Below are 19392 nucleotides of genomic sequence, written 5' to 3' on the forward strand. Positions count from 1 at the left end.
GCTTATCAGTGAGCGAGGAGAATTTGGAAAACAGGGCTTTTGCAGACATCGAAAGACAGGAAAAACCCTGATTATACAGGCTGTTTCTTGATGGCGCTGTTCAATTGGTGATCATGTTTTTGCCCTGCCTGCCTCCCCGTTCGAGCATTCGGCGGGCTATCTGGAAGTGCTTGCCATCAATACGATCTTTAGCAAGCTCAGGCAGGTGGGTATTCCACTCAAAATGCGCCTCAACCTGATATTCCACATCATACAAGTAGTTATAGATGGCAAGACTGTGCTGCCCTCCGCTGTAATCCAGCGGTTTCATTCCTTTAGACTGGGTCTGGAATGGCTTGATCACCCGAACCCGGTCAACCACCCAAATCAGCGTCGGCTTCCAGTATATTGAACGACAGATACCTTTCAGCGCCTCATAGGTCGGTATCTGGTAACTGCATTTTTCCCCACCCAGCTTGGTCACTGGGTCGGTAAACAGGGCATAACGACCGCTAACCCTGAAAGCTATCGAGTTTTTCAAAGGGTCTCCCGAATAAAGCTTTTCTTGGATTTAGTAGCTTACTTAAAATTTCATATTGAAGGTAGCAAATGAATGCTGTTTCACAATGTTCTACCTTCTTTTTTTCCGTTAGCCTTGATTAATGTCAGCTAATCTTCTTTATTAATTGGGTTTGTCGCATCATAGGCTGGTGCGTGAATTGAAACTTGGATTTTGTTGCTTGCAACAAGTGAGGCTGCGCCTCCCTTTTTTAGCAGATCATTGGATCCATTGGTTGAACAGGTTCAGTACACAGACCAAACTCGTCGCTGTAATACTTTTCATCCAGACATAAAAAGTCAGAACCCTGTGGTGTATAAAGCGCCTCTTGATCCATTAACTTTTTCAGGGTGTGCGGGTAAATATTCACCGTACAGGGCTGCGCCTGCCTTAATACCTCCTTCTGTGTCGCCAGTGTAGGAGCTGCAAGCAAATCACCAATAAACTCCTTTCCTTTGTCACCATAAGGAACGATAACGCCTCGGGTATGAGCATCAATGGCCTGAAAATGTCCGGCGGCTGTAGTGAATGACTGGTACTGCAAATGCGGTTGAGGCTTTGCAATCTTGCGATATTTCTTCAGCGCATAATTATTGGAAGAGAGCATTCTCAACAACGTGTCATCCTGCTCAGAAGTCTTTCTGCCTGAGATGGAATAACTCATCTCGTTTGCCCGCACGAAAAAATATTCCTCGTAATACCGGGTCATGGCTCTCGGCGAGAGCAGGTCATGATCCAGTTTTTTCGGGCTTTTCCTGAACTCATCCAGTATACGCTGAGTAATCTCTTGCCCTTTTTCAATCTCTGGTAAATACTCCAGCTTCTCTTCGGCTGCATTAATAACACTCACAACCCCCATATCCCTTTCACCATGCCGGTTACAACGCCCGGCCGCCTGGGCAATGGAATCCAGCCCCGCCAGATAGCGAATGGCGGATGCAAAGGAAATATTCACTCCTGCCTCGATCAATTGTGTACTGATACAAAGAACAGGTTTGTCGGCAGCAAGCCAGCCACGAATGTCTTGCAAAACTCGGCGTCTGTGCTGGGGGCACATATTGGTACTTAAATGAAAGGTAGCAATGCCCTCTTGTTCACATAACGTGTAAATCGTCATTGCAGCTGCTTTGGTATTGACAACCACAAGGCAACTGCCATAACGATTGACATGACTCAGCGCCAGTTCAGCAGCCGCTTTATTACTCCAGCCTTCAGGGCGGGTTCTGTCTTCTATTACAGTGCGCTTCAACTGGGCAAACAGCTTGTCTGGATCAGGCATAATCTCATGCCGATCGCTTAACCTTAACGCCCCCTTGTCCGAGTCCACCTGATGAAGCAGAGGCTGGGTTGCCGTACATAGCACAACAGAACTCTGGCACTGCTCCACCAGAAAGTTCATGGCATTGCAAAACAGGTGCACCATTTTTACAGGCAGTGACTGAATTTCATCAAAAACAATCAGCGCATTAGCGAGCTGGTGCATACGTCGAACAGCCCGTGTGCCACGGGCAAACAGACACTCCTGAAGCTGGACACTGGTAGTAAATACAATGGGAGCATCCCAATTCTCCGACAACAGCAAGTTCCGCCAGTGATTTTTTTTATCTTCTTCATCTTCCGACGGCAGCAGGTTGGAGTGATGTTCAAGCACAATCGAGTGGGGCTTTTCACCAGCGCTTGTTTCCAGAATTTTCCGTACTTCCTCTGCATTTTGCTCAATAATGGTGGTAAAAGGCAGCACAAAAATAACTTTCTCCAGCTCATGCTTATCGGCATGTTTCAGGGCAAAACGCAGGCTGGATAAGGTTTTACCGCCCCCCGTTGGCACAGAGAGAGTAAAAACACCCTGCTTCCTATCGGCTGCTTTAAGACAGTGATCCGATATTTCAGCTCGAAGGCGGTCAAGCTCACTGACAATAGTAAAGGTTTTCATTTTTTCTTCGAGCCGTTCCGCCAGTAACGGCCAGGATCGATATTGACCGGACTGTCTGGCCGCTGCTTTTTCCGGCCACTCAAAATCAATACTATTGGTTCGATCGGCATTGATCAGGGCACTGAATACCATACGGGTTAAAAGCCCCTGACAAAACTGCTGGGAACTGCGATCACCCGGATTGTTATTATTAATTGACTGAATCACCACTTTACAACCAAGCAGAAGCTGCGGGTCATTCAGCAATTCTTCAGCACGCTGCAAAATTTGCGGGTCAGCCTGCGTTTTTGCTTCCTCCAGATTTGTTTTCTGATCAGGCTTATCCATACGCTGCCTGAAATTATCAACTCCATCCGGCTTCAATACATCTATCAGTCCAGAGTGGTGGGAAGCGACACACAGCGCCGCCATCTGAGCCACTAACTGTGCCAGCTTGTTTCCTCCACTGCCCAATTGCTGCCAGATATATTGAGCCCCTGCTGATGAGTGATCAATTTTTCCCTTATGATATTTCGGGTCGATATATTCATCCGCATCCTGGTCAATCAACCCCGTCGCCGACTGTAAATAGTGCTGAAACTGTTCACTGTATTTACCAAAATCGTGGAGTAGACCAACCAGCTCACCCAGTTTTTCCAACCCCATGGCCTTAAGATTTTTACCAGCTTCATCAGCAGTTTCTGACAGGTGTACCGCAAGCAGCTGCTTATCCTTATCTCCCCTGCCTCCTGCGCTCCGTTCTCTCCGTGTGCGAATGTGCGCTAAAAACTCCACCTTTCACTCCCGCTCATTAAGCAAGCCCCAAAAAGGCATCAAACTAATATTGAACCACTAATGTTACTTGTACACACCACCTCCATCCACCTCAGTCGCATCTTTGCTGCTCCCTGTCGGACTGCTATCAACTAACAAACTGAAATGAATGACTATGCTGGCCACAAACGGAGTGTCTTAAAAAGGAGAACCTTATGGGAAAAAACCGTTATCACAGCGATTTTTACAGCTGGGCCAATGAGCAAAGTGCTCTTTTAAAACCAGGACAACTGGCCAGGGCAGATATCAACAATATTGCCAAGGAGCTCGAGGCAATGGGGAGCAGTGAACTGATTGAGCTGGATAATCGGCTAATCATTTTGCTAATGCACTTGCTTAAATGGCAATATCAACCAGTGCAGCGCAGTAGTAGTTGGAAAGGCACTATCGGTGAGCAGCGTCGCAGACTGGCTATTCGCATCCGGAAAAGCCCCGGCCTGAAGCCCAAAATCCCTGAGTCCATGGAGGATGCCTACCATGTGGCCACCTTAAAGGCTGCCAATGAGACGGGATTGCCTGAGAGCACGTTTCCCCGTGAATGCCCCTGGGATTATCAACAAGCGACGGATGAGCAGTTTTGGCCATAACCTGGAAATTGCTCCACGGCTTTGGCATCCGGCGTCACCCTAGCTCCCACATCCTTGTGGTCGTGCGTTTCCAGGATACAGGTCATCCAAGCACATATACTGGCAACCGCTCCATGCGTTGCCAGCATACAGGCCATCCATGCACATATACTGGCAACCGCTCCATGCGTTGCCAGCATACAGGCCATCCAAACCATACCCCGAAAACCGCTCCACGGCTTTGGCATCCTGCGTCGCTCTAGCTCCCACATCCTTGTGGTCGTGGATTTCCAGGATACAGGCCATCCAAACACATATACTGGCAACCGCTCCATGCGTTGCCAGCATACAGGCCATCCATGGCCATAAAAAAGGCTCCGGACCGAAGTCGGGAGCCTTTCAATAACCGGTGTAAAAACTTAAGCCAGAGCGGCTTTTGCCTTTTCAACCAGTTGACCGAAAACAGCCTTGTCGTGAACGGCCAGGTCCGCCAGAACCTTACGGTCGATCTCGATAGCCGCTTTCTTCATACCAGCGATGAAGCGGCTGTAGGACAGACCGTTCATGCGGGCACCCGCATTGATACGGGCAATCCACAGAGCGCGGAACTGACGCTTACGCTGACGACGGTCGCGGTAAGCATACTGACCGGCTTTGGTGACAGCCTGCTTGGCTACACGGAAGATGCGTGAACGCGCTCCGTAGTAACCTTTAGCCTGCTTCAGAACCTTCTTGTGACGACGGCGTGCAATGACGCCACGCTTTACACGTGCCATGAGTTATCTCTCCAAAAAATGATCAAAAAAGCGATTAGTCGCGCAGCATACGCTTGACGAGACCGGTGTCGGCCGGAGATACCAGGGAGGTACCACGCAGCTGACGCTTACGCTTGGTGGTCATCTTGGTCAGGATGTGACTCTTGAAGGCACCTTTACGCTTGTAGCCGGAAGCGGTTTTCTTGAAACGCTTCGCAGCTCCACTGTTGGTTTTCATCTTTGGCATGAAAAACACTCCGCATTCGCGATCACTGCTTGAACCCTTTAAGAAACAAGGCAGTGTCGGGATCATTAAAAAAACGGTAATTCACGAAAAAACCGGCAGCCTCCTCAACTCAAGCCTGGGCTTCAGTCAGGGGGAAGCTCCCGGTTTCTGCGATAACGAATTACTTCTTCTTTTTCGGGGCAATCACCATGATCAGTTGACGGCCTTCCATTTTAGGACGCTGTTCCACAGTGCCGAGTTCTTCCAGGTCAGCCTCGACCCGTTTCATCAGCTCCATGCCCAGCTCCTGGTGAGCCATCTCACGACCACGAAAACGAAGGGAAACCTTCGCCTTGTTGCCCTCAGTCAGGAAACGTACCAGGTTGCGCAGTTTTACCTGGTAATCCCCTTCTTCAGTGCCCGGGCGAAACTTGACTTCTTTCACCTGGATCTGAATCTGCTTTTTCTTGGCCGCCGCTTTCTGCTTTTTCGTTTCGTACTGGTGCTTACCGTAATCCAGGATCTTACAGACGGGCGGTTCGCTGGTTGCGTTGATCTCAACCAGATCCAGCCCCGCTTCCTGGGCCATGTTCAAAGCGTCACGTATGTCTACAACACCGACCTGTTCTCCGTCGGCGGCAATGAGGCGGACTTCTTTTGCACGGATATTTTCATTAATCGGAGCCTTTTGAGGGCGACGATCACGGAAGCTGTTGCGTCTGATGGTTGTATCTCCTGTGTAAGCAACCAGATACGTGCCTGCAGCCACTCATGTTACAAGAGTGTTGGTGGCTGCGGCACATTACATTCAAGCAGTGCGGGTCTTATTCAGAACGGCCGCGCTTGTTAACATCCGCTGCCAGACGTTCCGTAAAGGCTTCAATGGGCATGACGCCCAGATCTTCACCGGTTCGGGTTCGTACGGCAACCGTGTTGTTTTCCATTTCCTTATCGCCGATCACCAGCAGATAAGGCACTTTCATTAAGGTGTGCTCGCGGATTTTAAAGCCGATCTTCTCGTTTCTCAAGTCCGCTTTTACCCTGATACCCTGTTCAGACAGGTTTTTTTCCAGTTTTTGCGCATATTCGCCCTGGCGGTCGGTGATATTCAGGATCACCGCCTGGGTCGGAGCCAGCCAGGCAGGCATGGCCCCTTCAAAATGCTCAATCAGGATACCGATAAAGCGCTCAAAGGACCCAAGGGTTGCCCGGTGCAGCATGACCGGGGTCTGGCGCTCACCGTTTTCATCCACATACTCGGCACCCAGACGCCCTGGCATGGAGAAGTCTACCTGCATGGTGCCACATTGCCACACCCGGCCAATGCAGTCTTTCAGGGAAAATTCGATCTTGGGTCCGTAAAAGGCACCTTCTCCGGGGAGTTCTTCCCAGGGTAGCCCCTTGGCATCCAGGGCTTCTGCCAGGGCTTTTTCGGCTTTGTCCCAGATTTCATCGGATCCAACCCGCTTTTCCGGACGGGTGGAGAGCTTGTAAATCAGGTTTTCCCGCTCAAAACCGAAGTCATCGTAAACGTCATGGAGGAAGTCAATGAACTCGCACACTTCTTCCTGAATCTGGTCTTCCGTTACAAAGATATGGGCATCGTCCTGGACAAAACCCCGCACCCGCATGATGCCATGGAGCGCACCGGATGGCTCGTTACGGTGGCAGGAACCAAATTCCGCCAGACGCAGAGGCAGGTCACGGTAGCTCTTCAGGCCCTGGTTGAACACCTGAACGTGACAGGGGCAGTTCATGGGCTTGATGGCCATATCCCGGTTTTCGGAACTGGTGGTGAACATGTCTTCGGAATATTTATCCCAGTGCCCGGACTTTTCCCAGAGGCTACGGTCCACCAGCTGAGGGGTCTTGATCTCTTCATAACCGGCCAGGCGCTGCTTGTTGCGCATGTACTGCTCAAGCTCCTGGTAAATCGCCCAGCCATTGGGGTGCCAGAACACCATGCCCGGAGCCTCTTCCTGCATATGGAACAGGTCCAGCTTTTTGGCCAGTTTGCGGTGATCCCGCTTTTCGGCTTCTTCCAGTCGCTTCAGGTAGGCTTTCAGGGCTTTCTTGTCTTCCCAGGCGGTGCCGTAGATGCGGGTCAGCATCTCGTTATTGGAGTCACCGCGCCAGTAGGCTCCTGCCACCCGCATCAGCTTGAAGGCTTTCAGCTTGCCAGTGGAAGGAACGTGAGGCCCACGGCAAAGGTCCATCCATTCGCCCTGGCGATAAACAGAAATTTCTTCACCCTCAGGCAGGTCATTGATGATCTCGACCTTGTAGGCTTCACCCATGTCCCTGAAGGTATCCACGGCCTGTTCACGGCTCATCAGCACCCGCTCAATGACCAGATCCTGCCTGGCCAGCTCTTCCATACGCTTTTCGATTCGGGCCAGGTCTTCCAGATTAAAGGCCCGCTCATAGGAAAAGTCGTAGTAGAACCCGTTTTCAATAACCGGGCCAATGGTGACCTGGGCACCAGGAAAGAGGTCCTGGGTGGCCATGGCCAGCAGGTGAGCGGTGGAGTGGCGAATCACATCCACACCCTCTTCATCCCGGGCGGTGATGATGGCAAGCTCCGAGTCTTCGGCAATCGGGGTGCTGGCGTCCACCAGCTGACCGTTGACGCGCCCCGCCAGGGTCGCCTTGGCCAGCCCGGGACCGATGTCCTGGGCAACTTCCATTACGGATACGGCATCGGCAAACTCGCGCTTGCTGCCATCGGGAAGCGTAATTACAGGCATGAAGAAATCCTTAAATGTGTACAGTTTATTTCAGTGGCAACCCTTACCGGAGGCTGCTTGTTCATTTGACCTCTTTTCAACCCATACGAAGGGCTGGAGGCCTTCAACCAGTGGCAATCCATACCAGGGATTGCATGGATTTTCTCGATCTCGACTGAACGGAGTAGAGGCGCCATCCGCCTGAACAGGGGATGGGAGAAAATCGCAGGTTTTACCGGTCTATTTTCAAGGTTGGAGCCTGGTGCTGTCAAGGCATCATTCCCCTGGAGACCGCTCAGTTTATGCCTCCTCCCCCCAGTAGTGCTCAGGTGAGGCATACCAGCTATCCTGAACCCGAATCAGTGTCAGAACCGGTTCCGGATCACGATCCTTAACATAATTTTTCTTTTTCATGCCGGGCTCGTAAAGCCGGACATCCCTCAGGTCCAGCTCCGCCGTAATGGGCATATTAAGAGCCTCTGCAAGCACCAGTAAATCCTGTTCAAGGCTCGAATAATCAAAGGCTCTGCCCGCTTCCTGCTCAGGCCACTGAAACATGAACTGATGCGCGTCTTCCAGATCAAAAAGCTTTCTCTCCTGATATTTTTTCAGCCATTCTTCCTGGTTGATCATGGCTGTTGATACAGACTGACCGGAACGAAGATGCCTTTGTTTCAGGTTGTTGTAGACGTAATGATTAAACAGGCCTTCAATATCAGCTCTTGAAATACCGGCTATCCTTTCTGCCTCAGGCTCCCGTTTTTTACTGTCTTCTCCCTCTGCTGTAGCGGGCGCGGGCCTGATTGCCTCGCAGCCTGTCTGGGTAACCCGCCAATGGTTATCCGTTTTCCCGAAACACCAGCATATAGCATCCACTAAATCATCCCTCAGTGAATAGCCAAAAGCGAGCACACGATCCCCACTGGCTTCAACTCCAGCCTTTCTGGCTCTATTACTCTTATCCGTCAATACAGGTACTGAAGACTGAGACAGATTGAGGCGGATCAGTTTTTTGGGGATCACATCTGAATGACGGACCTGATCATGACGAGAAAACCGGGTTCCCGCCTGAGGGTACACAATAAACTTTTCTTCACTGATCGTGAGCATAACAGCCCGTCCAGTGGCATCAGCCAGAACATTAATGGGGTGGTACTCCCCAGCGCTGTCAGGCCCCCAGTCATCGTCTCTGAACGGCCCCAGCCCCTCCAGCTGTATCACAAATGCGTCCAGCTCGCCCAAAGAACATTGTCTGTTCAATTGTGGCCGTAGGTTTCCTGGTACACAGTGTTCCAAGGTTTTCCCAGAACCAGGCATCACTCCCTCATCGCCTTGTGTTGCGCCTTCCGGCGTTAAAGAACGACTGGAGGACCTCCCTCGTTCTGGGTCAGTGACCTCCGTTTCCGGTTTGGCCCGACTCTCAACCACTTCACCTTTTGCTTGATCTTTATCGAGACACTGTCTGGCCGATTGGTAGGTCTCGCCCTTTAACAGGGCTTCTATTTTCCCACAGCACACACCAATGTTACGGCCTTTTTTTTCAAGCTCATGGTAATGAGCTTTAAGCTCTTGAGCCTTATTATTTTTACCGGAGCCACGTATACCTTCCTGGACAAGAACGCCTCCACGCAGTGGGTACAGCTCAACCAGCTTCTCACACCTTTCTGAAACCTGTTTGGCCTTGCCAGACAGCCTCTCAAGCCCGTCATTGAGTTCAACAATTTTATCCGCCAGTTCATCCAGCACTTCTTCACGTTCAAAGCAGTAACTATTAAATGCTTCAAAAGCCAGCTTTGCCCGGAGCAAATCAGCAGTCAGTGACCCCGCGGACCTGGCATAAACCTCCATAGCATTGCAAAACGTATGGTCCAGGATCAGTCCCGGCAACGCCTTCTGCCGGACAGCCATCTCAAACGCATCTATATAGGCGTAACTTCGTTCGCATTGCTGGAACTCTTTGCAGGAGAACTGCTTATCGATCCGGTACTGGGCAATATCCGCCATCGCATAACGCGCCATGGCAATGTCCATCGGGCTCCCTTCCCGTTCTACTTCCTTCAGCTGTCGAGCAATACTTTCGATGGCGGCACCTGCAAAATTCCACGTGATAGCCTGCTCAATTTTCCGATGAAGCTGGAACTCTTTTTCCTCTTTTTCTGCTCCCTCCTCTTTAACAGTTTGCTCTATTACTGCAGTCTCACCCGCAGCTTTGCCAGCGGCCCGTTGGCGCCCACCAGACCGTCTAAGCCGCTTGAGCCGATAAAGCATAGCCCTGTGTCGCTCCTCATCTTCTTCCTCAATCAACTCCTGGGCATGACCATCAGCGATTTTTTCGGCTCTGGTGTAGACTGACAACCACTCCATGGCATCGGTTGCCAAACCATTAATATCACCAGTTATTTCATAGTGCATTTCATGGGACACCTGCCCACTCTCTGCAAGCTTATTTAATATGCTTTGCAACTCCAGAAGCAACGACTGAAACTGCTTTGCTTTTTTCTTCCCTTCCTGAACCCCTTTCTCCTGAGGCTTCAGGCTCTGGCTAATGAACTGCAGCTCATCTATTGTCAGCTGCAGTAACTCCTCATCAAAGGGGATATGCGGAATCATCTGTCTCAATTGACAAGTGACATTAAGCGCCGCTTCAACCTCCCCCACAAGGCAGTAACCAATAACCAGATCAAGAGGAAGGGTGGGGTATTTACTGGCATAATCAGGCTCGCTGAATTTTGAAATATCAAACTGATCAAGCCACTCCATCACTGCCCCTTTACTGGGTGCCAAAAGAGCTTTCAGTACATGAACCTCTTCCTCCACATAAAAATAGTTTGAAGCTGAATGAAGCTGAAGCATTAATCTCTGGCCACACTTCATCACCTGCTGGATCATACTCTCACTGAAAGGATCTGGTGCCTTATCCAGTTTTTTCGATGCGTGTAGAAAGAGGTATAGTCGCTGCAATAAATTCAGAGTGTCTCCAATAAAAAGCTGGAAGCGTTCAGAGGCAATACCTTTATTTGCTCCCTTATTGACGTTCTCTCTGATATTGAGAGTAACTGCCAGGTTGGCCTCCACCTGTTTTATCTTATACTCGAGCAAGGTCTTAGTCAGAAGCATACCCTTCCAAAACTTTTCCTCCAGCATTTGCCGGGATCCCTGTGCCCGAGTTTGCTCAACTTCTGACGCCAATGCTTTTTCCGCCCCCAGGCTCTCTACATCAGCCAGAAACTGCTGATCACTGCCAGCCATACTGCGGACAGACGGGTAGGCCTCCCATAATATGCATTGATATTGATCCACTTTCTGTTCCAGGATCGCCAACTTTTCATCAATACCAGCAGGTGTTACCTTGTAACCCTGAAGATCACAGGAGACACGGACTTTTGGGATTATGCTTTTCAATTTAGTTTCCATACGCTGTATTTCAGCGTACAGCCTGTCCAGCTGATCCGCCCTGAATGCAACCTCCTCCGGAGGCAATACTTTTCGACTTCCGGGAACCAACACCTTTGGGTTCAATTCCGATGGTTTGACCGATACGGGAATTAATGGACGACTTCCCTGGGAAATGTCAGATTTTGGGGGAGAATCCTTGACCGCCACTTTGGACGCGCCCTGATCTCCAGGCAGAGTTTCCACCTCCCTGGAAGCATGCTTTTTTCTGCCTTTCTTTTTTTTACTGCTTTTACTGGAGGCCTGGGACTGCCCGGTCTGGGGATTAGGAGAAGGCTTCTGGCTTTCAGGAGAAATAGGCATGGTTGTTTTTCAAAATCCGTTTGATTACAGGAATCATCGGCCAGGGAGTGCCCCCGGTTAATTAAACCAAGGCATTTATCACTCTAACTGAACAGACCAACAAGTTTATTGAAACCCTTTAAGCACAGGAGACAGCAAATAGTCCATAACGGTTCGTTCCCCGGTCAGGATATCCACCACCGCCGTCATGCCGGGCAGTAATGTCAACTCCCCTCCCTGATCCGGCACCACCACCTTTACCCGGTAATAGGCCAGCCCCCGGTCATCTTCCAGCGTATCAGCACTGATAGAGCCCACTTCCCCCTTCAGGCTGCCATAAGAAGCAAACTCATAGGCGGTCAGCTTGACCACAGCCTTCTGTCCCGGTCGCAGAAAAGCAATATCCGACGGTTGAACCCGGGCTTCCACCAACAGTCGATCATCGGAGGGCACCACCTCCACCAGCGTAGTACCCGGTTGAATGACACTGCCGGGCGTATGAACATAAATCGCCTTTACCACACCGTCCACGGGAGATCTCAGCAGTGTTTTGTTAACCCGGTCTTCCAGCCCCACCTGCCCCTCCACCAGTTTGTTAAACCGCTCCCGGGTTTCCTGCAGCTCTTTCTGGAGGTCAGCACGGTAACGAATAACCAGATCCCTGGAGCGACTGACCGATTCCGCCAGTGCCGCCTCCAACCCCGGTACCATTATCCGGGCACTGGTTAACTCACCACGCAGATCATTGGCCCTTCGCTCCAGAGCAATAATTTCTACCCGGGGAACAACCCCCTCCCGAGCCAAGGGTTCCTTCAGTTGAATCTCTTCCTCGATCAGGCTGGCACTGCGGGATAGGGTTCTGACTTTCTCCACCAGTTCATTCAACTCCTGACGCTTCTGCACAACCTGACGGTCCAGGATATCCATCTGACTGCTCAGGGCAGCCAGTTTTTTCTCCATAACCGCCTGAAGGTTATCTGCCAGCTCAGGGCACCTGGCGGCATAACCCTCTGGAAAAGCAATCCTTGCCTCCCGGTACACAGTCCAGTTCCCCACCCCATCCTGGTGAATGGCTACCAGCTCCGACTCCAGCTGTGCAAGGGTACCGTTTATGCCTTCCAGCTCTGTTTCATTCACCCGGAAAGAAGACTGGTAGCGGGTTTCATCCACCTGCAACAGCACCTGACCGGCTTTTACCAGGCGGCCCTCATGAACCTCAATGGACTTCAGAGTACCCCCATCCAGGCTCTGGATTTCCTGAACCCGACTGGCCGGAATAATCCTGCCAGAACCGGTGACCACCTCATCCATTTCAGCAAAAGACGCCCAGATCAACAGGCTGACCACCAACAGCAGCAACAGCCAGACAAACCAGCGCTGGGAAACTTTGGTATTGAGAAGTTCTGCCTGACGTGAACCGTCTGATGTATCCAGAAGCCACTGATGCCAACTATTGTTCATTGACTTCTATGCCTCAGAAGAGGCAATAATCACCTGAAAAAGGACTTATTCGCACCTTCCTTAATCCTCATTCTGCTGCAGGCATTTATAGCATTCATCTATTTCGCTTGTCGGTAAAGCCATGCTACTGTCCGATATTTTCCCAGAACATAAACGATTATGTTTCAGGGCTTCACAAAAAGTTCTCAAATCCCAACCTCTGTGCCCCGCGGGCTGATTTTGTTGACAACGTGCAGCAATTTCTTCAAAACTTTCAAACTCAGGAGACGCCCCCTCCACATCTTTAGTGGCGAACAAAGAATAAACTCCCCCCTCATTACCATCCCAATAATTAGAATTACTCCATGTATCAGATTGTGGCTTCAGAAAATAAGCACACCTATTGTATCTGTACGCATACTTATCACTTCCAAAAAGAAGATAATGTAAAATACTCCTCATATCTTCTGCAGCAAGAAAGTGATCTTCACCATCCATAAACGTAACCCCTGCACAAAACACAAGAGATGTAATATACGCTCCTCTTTCCAAACAACTTAAATTCAATGATTGGGTAACATCCATTCCAAATGGATACTCTAACAAATTCAACCGTAAAACCAAAAACTCCTCATACTTACAACCTTCCACTTCTATTGTTTCAGCCCATTCAACAACTTCATCAACAAGCCTGACTTTATTAAAGCCATCCATTGCGTTGTATGAAAAAACATGCTGCAGATAACCACCACGGTATAGTGAACAGTTCATCACAACTGTAGCTAAAGCAAACAAATCATCACGTTCATGTCTTTTTTTCTCTTGCCTCTGTTTCCGGGAACTGTACCCCCTTAACCTTAACTCCGTATATTCTCCGACGGAGCCAGCCCAGGAAAAATCCACAAGTTTCAGCTTGTGTTGATCTGACACCATCATGGTGGTTGCAGAAATTCCACCATGCACAATCCCACATCCATGCAAATAACCAAGAGCACAATAAGCCTGATATATTATCTTTGAAAGGTTAAAATAATTTTTATCCGTATATCTCGTCCGATAGAACCAAACATTTAATGGCCAGCCACAGTAATCCATAACTATAAAGTCGCTACCTTTTAAATCAAAGCAAACCCTCATATAAAACTTTGGTAGATTATCGTGATCAAAGCCCCGCAAAAACTCTATCTCCCTGTCTAACATCAATCTTTTCCGAACCACCTTATGCGTTGTTGCCTCTGGTATATAGCCTGACAGCAAGGTTTCCTTTATTGTATATTTATGAGAACCCAGCGTAACCTCAAAGTAGGAATCTCTTCCATCAAACTGGTGAGACCACAAAGGATTCACCCTATTCTCAGGTTTGGAATCCTTCCAAATCTGACTCAAACAATCTTTAATGACCGACAAGTTCATCTTTTCCAAATCAGTTAAATTTCTATCTTGTTTTTGGCTCTTCAGAAGAAGATCTTTAGCCTTAATACGCTCCGAAGAGTCATGCCAAAGCTTAATAAACACCCCAACATTTCTTGAATCACTAAACCCATCCAAAGCTTCAAAATCAACTCCCTCATCCTGGTCATCGTCAATAACTGCCTTATCTGACTTTTCATCAGAAATTTCCTTTTCATCACCAGCAGTAACCAGCACCCCTCTGACATTTGAACAGCAACCATGATCAACCAGGCTATCTTTGACTTCATCCGAAAATCGAGGATTTATATTCCAACCACAGCACTGTATTTTACCATCAGGCTCTTGATCAAAGTTGCGGTCTCGAAACTCTTCATACATATCCTCCTCCGTTGTTTCCGGCTTGCTCAAGAGGCCGTAGGTCTTCCAGAGAATGGAGGATTCAGAGTCAAATGGACTTTCTTCAAAAAGATCCACCCTCTCCATCAGAGGTATAGAGTGATTGAAAGGGTTCGACACTTTTTCAGGTTTTGGAGGCATCATTCTATTGGCCAGAAAAAGTACAGCCACGCCTGTCAGCTGTGACTTATCCAATACCCTGTCAATTTGACCCTCAACAACTGAGATTACACACAAGCTCAAGCATAACAGTCCGAATTTGGTGAGGGATGAATGGGTTTTCAGCCTGATGCACATCATCTGCTCCCAACGCTACTGGAGTCTGCCACTTCATCATTGACCAGCCGTCCCCCCTCTAAAATCACCACCCGATCCACCACTGTCAGCAGGTTTCGCTTATGGGTCATTACCATAAGGGTTCGCTCACCGGAAAGCCCTCTTAACAAACGGGTAACCTTATCCTCGAGAATACTGTCCATATGGGCGGTGGGTTCATCCAGTATCAAAACCATGGGGTTTCCCAGCATGGCTCTGGCCAGCGCAACAGCGCGCCGCTGCCCTCCAGACAACCGCCTTCCTCCCTCCCCCACCGGATAGTCAAGGGCCGCCATTGAGTTCCCGGTAAACGTCGTCACACCACAGGCCCGGGCCACTTCAAGAATATCGTCGTCTCTTGCATCCCGGCTTCCCAGGCTGATGTTGTCCCTGACCGAACCATGAAACAACCAGGGATCCTGGGCAAGAAACCCTATTTGTTTGCGAGCCTGGCGTGGATGAATGGCCTTCAGCTCGATATCATCCAGAAATACCTGGCCCTGATCCGGCTGGTAAAGAGAGGCCAGCAGACGTGCCAGTGTCGACTTCCCGGAGCCACTGCGACCCAGCACTGCAACCCTTTCACCCGGCTCAATGGTGAGAGAAACTCCATTCAGTGCAGGCAGTGGAGCGCCCGGGTATGAAAACGACAGCTGTTCACAAACAAACCTTCCCTGAATACGGTCTACCTTGCGGTGGGCATAGCCCGTTTGATGCTCATCCGGTGATCGCATCAGCCGACTGATCACCCCGTAAGCGGTTCTGGCCTGATGATACCGTGTGGTCAGGAGCGCCAGCTGCATAAATGGGGCAATAGCCCTTCCCGAAAGCATCATCACAGCGATCAACGCTCCCAGATTTATCGCTGCAACATTAATCGCCAGTACACCAAAATACACCGTGGCAACAGTGGCAAGCTGTTGAACACAGGTTGCCAGGACGGTGACCAGCCCGGAAATAGAACGGGTTTTCAAACCCCAGGTGGCCATATGCCCGGTGGACTGCTCCCAGCGCTTCTGAAAGTAGCCCTCTGCACCCGCCAATCGAAGGCTCTCCAGCCCAGTCAGGCTTTCCACCAGGTCGCCGTGTTTTCTGGCAGAAAACCGCTCGCTCTCCTCAATGCTCCGGCGTAAAGCGGGTTGAATCAACAGGCTGATGATGACCATGAACAGAATGGACAGCACCGGTACCCACACCAGCCCTCCCCCCATGAAACCAATAACCAGAAGAAACAACAGGGCAAAAGGCAGGTCCACCAATGCAGTCAGGGTGGTTGATGTCAGAAACTCACGGATCGACTCGAAATCCTGCACCTGTCGTGCAAAAGCCCCAACCGCATTCGGACCCGATGCCATCGAGACGCTCATTACTTTGGCAAACAATCCGCTGGAGATCAGCAAGTCCGACTTTTTGGCCGCCAGATCAATAAAACGGATTCTCAGCTGCCGACAGACCAGTTCAAAGGTAATCACCAGCACAATACCCAGAGTCAGTGCATTCAATGTTGTCAGGGCCATGCCGGGAATAACCCGGTCATAAATCAGTCGGACAAACAGGGGGACTGCCAGGGCAAAACTGTTAACCAGCAAGGACACCAGCAGAACTTCACGATAAATTGCACGCCCCTTTAAAAGAGGCCCCCAGAACCAGTGGTTATGCCATGAAAAACCCGGTTCAGGTTCGCGCTCATCGGTTGTTGCAACCGGCGAGAAAAAGACGACTCTGTCCCGACAACAACTCATAAACTCCCCCACCTCCAGTTCTAATGATGACATTCCCTGGGCTGGCATTCGGACAAGAAGCAACCCCTCCTTAATCTGGCAGAGAATGACCGGAGAGTTCTCCAGCCATACCAGGCAGGGCAGACAGGCATTGGGACACTGGCTGAGCAGGGCTGCCCACTTCCTGTCAGAATCCTTGTCTGAAGCGCTGTCGAAAAACAGTTTTTTCTCAAACATCGCCAGCCCGGCATTGGCTGATGCCCGAGTCAACAGGGATTCATCGAGAAAACCAGAATCGAGAGGCAAGCCCGCGCAAATGGTGTCCGCCTGCACCCGAACCCCGTAATAATCAGCCATCCAAAGCAGGCAAGCCAATAATGGATCCTGACTCATATAATATTCACTCTTCATCTGGAAGCATCTTCTGCTACCACCGCCATATACGACTAATGAAAAGTTAGAGTACAAAACCACTCATTGCCATCGCGCCAGAAACCATCATCAATAAAACAGCAAAATGATCTATGCTTACCCCTCGAATAAGGCAGGCCAATCATCAGGTATTTGTCGTTCGTTTCATCCTGTGTATGGCCCCCAGGGCCTGTTGGTTACTGGTTTGCTATTTGCTCCGCCCCCACCTATAGCCTCCATTCGTTCAATACAAAATCCAGGTCGATATAACGGGTTGATCCCATGAAAAACACGACTGCTATCACCTTTGTGCTTTTTTTCTTTACCGTGAATAACAGCTTGTTTCCCCGTTTTTCATGGAAGGGGGTAGCCCAGACTGTTTTTCTTCCTCTATGGGCATTTTCAACCTTCCCGGACAGCCTTGAGGCCCAGAGCCTGGAAGAGGCCGTCTCTAAGGCACTCATGAGCAATCCAGTCATTCATCAGGCCATTCATAAAGTCCAGGTCCGCAGTCATGAAGAGCGCATTGCCAAAGCCCGTTTTTTACCTACCCTGAACCTTCAGGGGGCCACCGGGCATGAGTGGAGTTCCAACCCCACCACCCGATCCGGAGGCCCAAATGCCGACAGCCACCTGCGCCGGAATGAGTCTTCTATCGTACTTCGCCAGGTGATTTTTGAAGGATTTGCCACAGTACACGACAGCAAAAAAACTCATGCGGCGGCCACGGCAGAGCAGTATCGACTGATGACTTCCACATCAGAAATGGCCCTGCAGGTCATCAGGAACTACCTGCTTATCCTGATGCTTCAGCGCTCGCTGTCCCTTGCGGAAAAAAATCTGGATGCCCATAAGGAGATTCACTACAACATATTCAAGCGCTCAGAATCCGGCATTCAAAGCACTGCAGACCTTAGCCAAATCAATGGCCGGCTGGCCAGGGCCTATGCCAATGTCCTTTCCGCTGAGAATAATCTTGAAGATGCCCGGTCGCACTTTCTGAGACTGGTAGGTGAAACACCCGACCAGCTCCATGAACCGGTCACCGATTCCAGAATGCTGCCTGCATCCCTGGAGCAGGCTCTGTTAATGGCTAGCAGGGACTTTCCACTGTTGAAGTCGGCGCTTCAGGACAACGAAGCCGCCAGCAATGAATACAGCGCCAGTAAAAGTCATTTCTTTCCTGAGCTTTCCATAGAGGCAACCCGCAGCTGGAATTACAACATGAACGGCATCAAAGGGCGCGACGATGACTATACACTGATGTTTCATGCCCGCTATAACCTGTTCAACGGTGGGGCGGACTCTGCCCGTATGAAGGCATCCGCCAGTCGCTGGCATGAAGCCATAGATATCTACCAGCAGGCTTTGATTGACACCCGGGAAGAGGCGCGCCTCTCCTGGGAGGCCAGACAACAGCTTGGACTGCAGCTGCCCAGGCTGCAAACCCATGTTGAGGCCAGCAGGGATACAGTGAATGCCTACCGTCGTCAGTTTGTACTGGGTGAACGTACCCTGCTGGATGTTCTGAATGCTGAAAACGAAAAGCTTGAAGCCGCCCTGGCCTGGAACCGGGCATTCACTACACGGATTGAAGCCGACTATCGGCTGCTGCACATCACCGGCCGACTGCTGGATTCCTTAAGACTGACTCTTCCTTCCAACTGGAACCCCCAAGAGGATGCGAACCATGAGGGCTCCCGAACACTCCCCGAACACGCTGCCATGGACACCTCACCCGAGGCTGTGCCTGATACTGCGCCTGTTGATGCCGATAGTGATTCTGGCCGGATGCACCAGTAATGCTCACCATCTGTCCCCTTACCAGGTGCAATCTCTGGATCTCCATGATTCAGACGCTGATGGAGTAGTCAATGCCAGAGATCAATGCAGCAATACCCCAATACAGACTCTGGTCGATAACGATGGGTGCCCTTACTGGAAAGAGCAGGTCACAGTAGTAGAAAAAGTGATCCACTTTGACCGGAACACTTCAGAGGTGCCAAATAGTTCAGAAAGCACAATGAAGGAGATCGCCCACTTGATCTCAGAACCATCAACGACACCGTCATCAATAAGGGTTGAACTGACCGGTTATGCCAGCAGTCCGGGTTCGGCGGATTACAACATGAAACTGTCCCGGAAGCGGGCTGAAAATGTGCTGAGGCGGCTTGAAACCCTGACGAAAATGGACTCCAGCCGTCTGTCTATACACTGGCGGGGTGAACAAAACCCAACCCTTCAGGGTGAAACCCCTGAAGCCAACCGGGCAAACCGTCGGGTAACGGTTCAAATTCTTTACAAAAAACAACAACCCGCGAAAAAGTGGTCTGTGCTCACCAGTACCTGATTCTTGTGGCGTTCGCTCCGTTTCTGCCCCCTTAACCCACTGCGGCTCTAGGCG

13 protein-coding genes are annotated in these 19392 nt (G+C 50.3%); 3 read left to right on the forward strand and 10 right to left on the reverse strand.

Annotated elements, in window-relative coordinates; all coding sequences use genetic code 11:
• Positions 1–100: 100 nt before the first annotated feature.
• Together cas5c and cas3 are read right to left on the reverse strand one after the other, a co-directional pair.
• Positions 101–520, reverse strand: a complete 420-nt coding sequence (gene cas5c, locus ACNRUY_RS16980; protein ID WP_488112841.1) for a type I-C CRISPR-associated protein Cas5c — start codon at positions 518–520, stop codon at positions 101–103.
• 229 nt (positions 521–749) lie between these two features.
• On the reverse strand, positions 750–3245 hold the full coding sequence (gene cas3 / locus ACNRUY_RS16985) for a CRISPR-associated helicase Cas3' (protein WP_488112842.1): 2496 nt from the start codon (positions 3243–3245) through the stop codon (positions 750–752).
• A gap of 194 nt (positions 3246–3439) precedes the next feature.
• Here cas3 and ACNRUY_RS16990 point away from each other — a divergent pair, with 194 nt between their 5' ends.
• The gene (locus ACNRUY_RS16990) at positions 3440–3871 is read left to right on the forward strand and encodes a DUF29 domain-containing protein (RefSeq protein WP_488112843.1); all 432 of its coding nucleotides are present in this window, start codon (positions 3440–3442) and stop codon (positions 3869–3871) included.
• A 398-nt stretch (positions 3872–4269) separates the two neighbouring features.
• On the opposite strand, the gene rplT is transcribed toward ACNRUY_RS16990, so the two are convergent.
• From rplT to ACNRUY_RS17030, 8 genes are all read right to left on the reverse strand, one after another.
• Positions 4270–4626, reverse strand: coding sequence for a 50S ribosomal protein L20 (gene rplT, locus ACNRUY_RS16995; RefSeq protein ID WP_488112844.1), 357 nt, complete (start codon positions 4624–4626; stop codon positions 4270–4272).
• A gap of 34 nt (positions 4627–4660) precedes the next feature.
• Positions 4661–4852, reverse strand: a complete 192-nt coding sequence (gene rpmI / locus ACNRUY_RS17000; protein ID WP_020581312.1) for a 50S ribosomal protein L35 — start codon at positions 4850–4852, stop codon at positions 4661–4663.
• Positions 4853–5012: 160 nt separating this feature from the next.
• Positions 5013–5600, reverse strand: a complete 588-nt coding sequence (gene infC / locus ACNRUY_RS17005) for a translation initiation factor IF-3 (RefSeq protein WP_488112845.1) — start codon at positions 5598–5600, stop codon at positions 5013–5015.
• Between the two features lie 55 nt (positions 5601–5655).
• On the reverse strand, positions 5656–7578 hold the full coding sequence (gene thrS / locus ACNRUY_RS17010; protein ID WP_488112846.1) for a threonine--tRNA ligase: 1923 nt from the start codon (positions 7576–7578) through the stop codon (positions 5656–5658).
• A gap of 279 nt (positions 7579–7857) precedes the next feature.
• Complete coding sequence (locus ACNRUY_RS17015; protein ID WP_488112847.1) at positions 7858–11313, reverse strand: hypothetical protein; 3456 nt, start codon at positions 11311–11313, stop codon at positions 7858–7860.
• Positions 11314–11418: 105 nt separating this feature from the next.
• Positions 11419–12753 (reverse strand): HlyD family type I secretion periplasmic adaptor subunit, encoded by a 1335-nt coding sequence (locus tag ACNRUY_RS17020; RefSeq protein ID WP_488112848.1) that lies wholly within the window; start codon positions 12751–12753, stop codon positions 11419–11421.
• A gap of 60 nt (positions 12754–12813) precedes the next feature.
• Positions 12814–14736, reverse strand: coding sequence for a protein kinase domain-containing protein (locus tag ACNRUY_RS17025; protein ID WP_488112849.1), 1923 nt, complete (start codon positions 14734–14736; stop codon positions 12814–12816).
• Positions 14737–14837: 101 nt separating this feature from the next.
• Entirely contained in the window at positions 14838–16988 is a 2151-nt protein-coding gene (locus ACNRUY_RS17030) for a type I secretion system permease/ATPase (RefSeq protein WP_488112850.1), read from the reverse strand.
• 282 nt (positions 16989–17270) lie between these two features.
• Between ACNRUY_RS17030 and ACNRUY_RS17035 the strand changes: the two genes are divergently transcribed.
• Both ACNRUY_RS17035 and ACNRUY_RS17040 read left to right on the forward strand, forming a co-directional pair.
• Entirely contained in the window at positions 17271–18791 is a 1521-nt protein-coding gene (locus tag ACNRUY_RS17035) for a TolC family outer membrane protein (RefSeq protein ID WP_488112851.1), read from the forward strand.
• A complete protein-coding gene (locus tag ACNRUY_RS17040) occupies positions 18757–19338 on the forward strand; it encodes an OmpA family protein (RefSeq protein WP_488112852.1) in 582 nt (193 codons plus the stop codon). Before ACNRUY_RS17035 ends, ACNRUY_RS17040 begins: the two co-directional genes overlap by 35 nt.
• Positions 19339–19392: the final 54 nt, after the last annotated feature.

The organism is Endozoicomonas sp. Z74 (assembly GCF_057680865.1).

Bases quoted from the DNA above. Each gene is read 5' to 3' on its own strand.
- ACNRUY_RS16990 (WP_488112843.1), top strand. From the start codon at position 3,440: ATGGGAAAAAACCGTTATCACAGCGATTTTTACAGCTGGGCCAATGAG.
- rplT (WP_488112844.1), bottom strand. From the start codon at position 4,626: ATGGCACGTGTAAAGCGTGGCGTCATTGCACGCCGTCGTCACAAGAAG.
- rpmI (WP_020581312.1), bottom strand. From the start codon at position 4,852: ATGCCAAAGATGAAAACCAACAGTGGAGCTGCGAAGCGTTTCAAGAAA.
- thrS (WP_488112846.1), bottom strand. From the start codon at position 7,578: ATGCCTGTAATTACGCTTCCCGATGGCAGCAAGCGCGAGTTTGCCGAT.
- ACNRUY_RS17015 (WP_488112847.1), bottom strand. From the start codon at position 11,313: ATGCCTATTTCTCCTGAAAGCCAGAAGCCTTCTCCTAATCCCCAGACC.
- ACNRUY_RS17020 (WP_488112848.1), bottom strand. From the start codon at position 12,753: ATGAACAATAGTTGGCATCAGTGGCTTCTGGATACATCAGACGGTTCA.
- ACNRUY_RS17030 (WP_488112850.1), bottom strand. From the start codon at position 16,988: ATGAAGAGTGAATATTATATGAGTCAGGATCCATTATTGGCTTGCCTG.
- ACNRUY_RS17035 (WP_488112851.1), top strand. From the start codon at position 17,271: ATGAAAAACACGACTGCTATCACCTTTGTGCTTTTTTTCTTTACCGTG.
- ACNRUY_RS17040 (WP_488112852.1), top strand. From the start codon at position 18,757: ATGCCGATAGTGATTCTGGCCGGATGCACCAGTAATGCTCACCATCTG.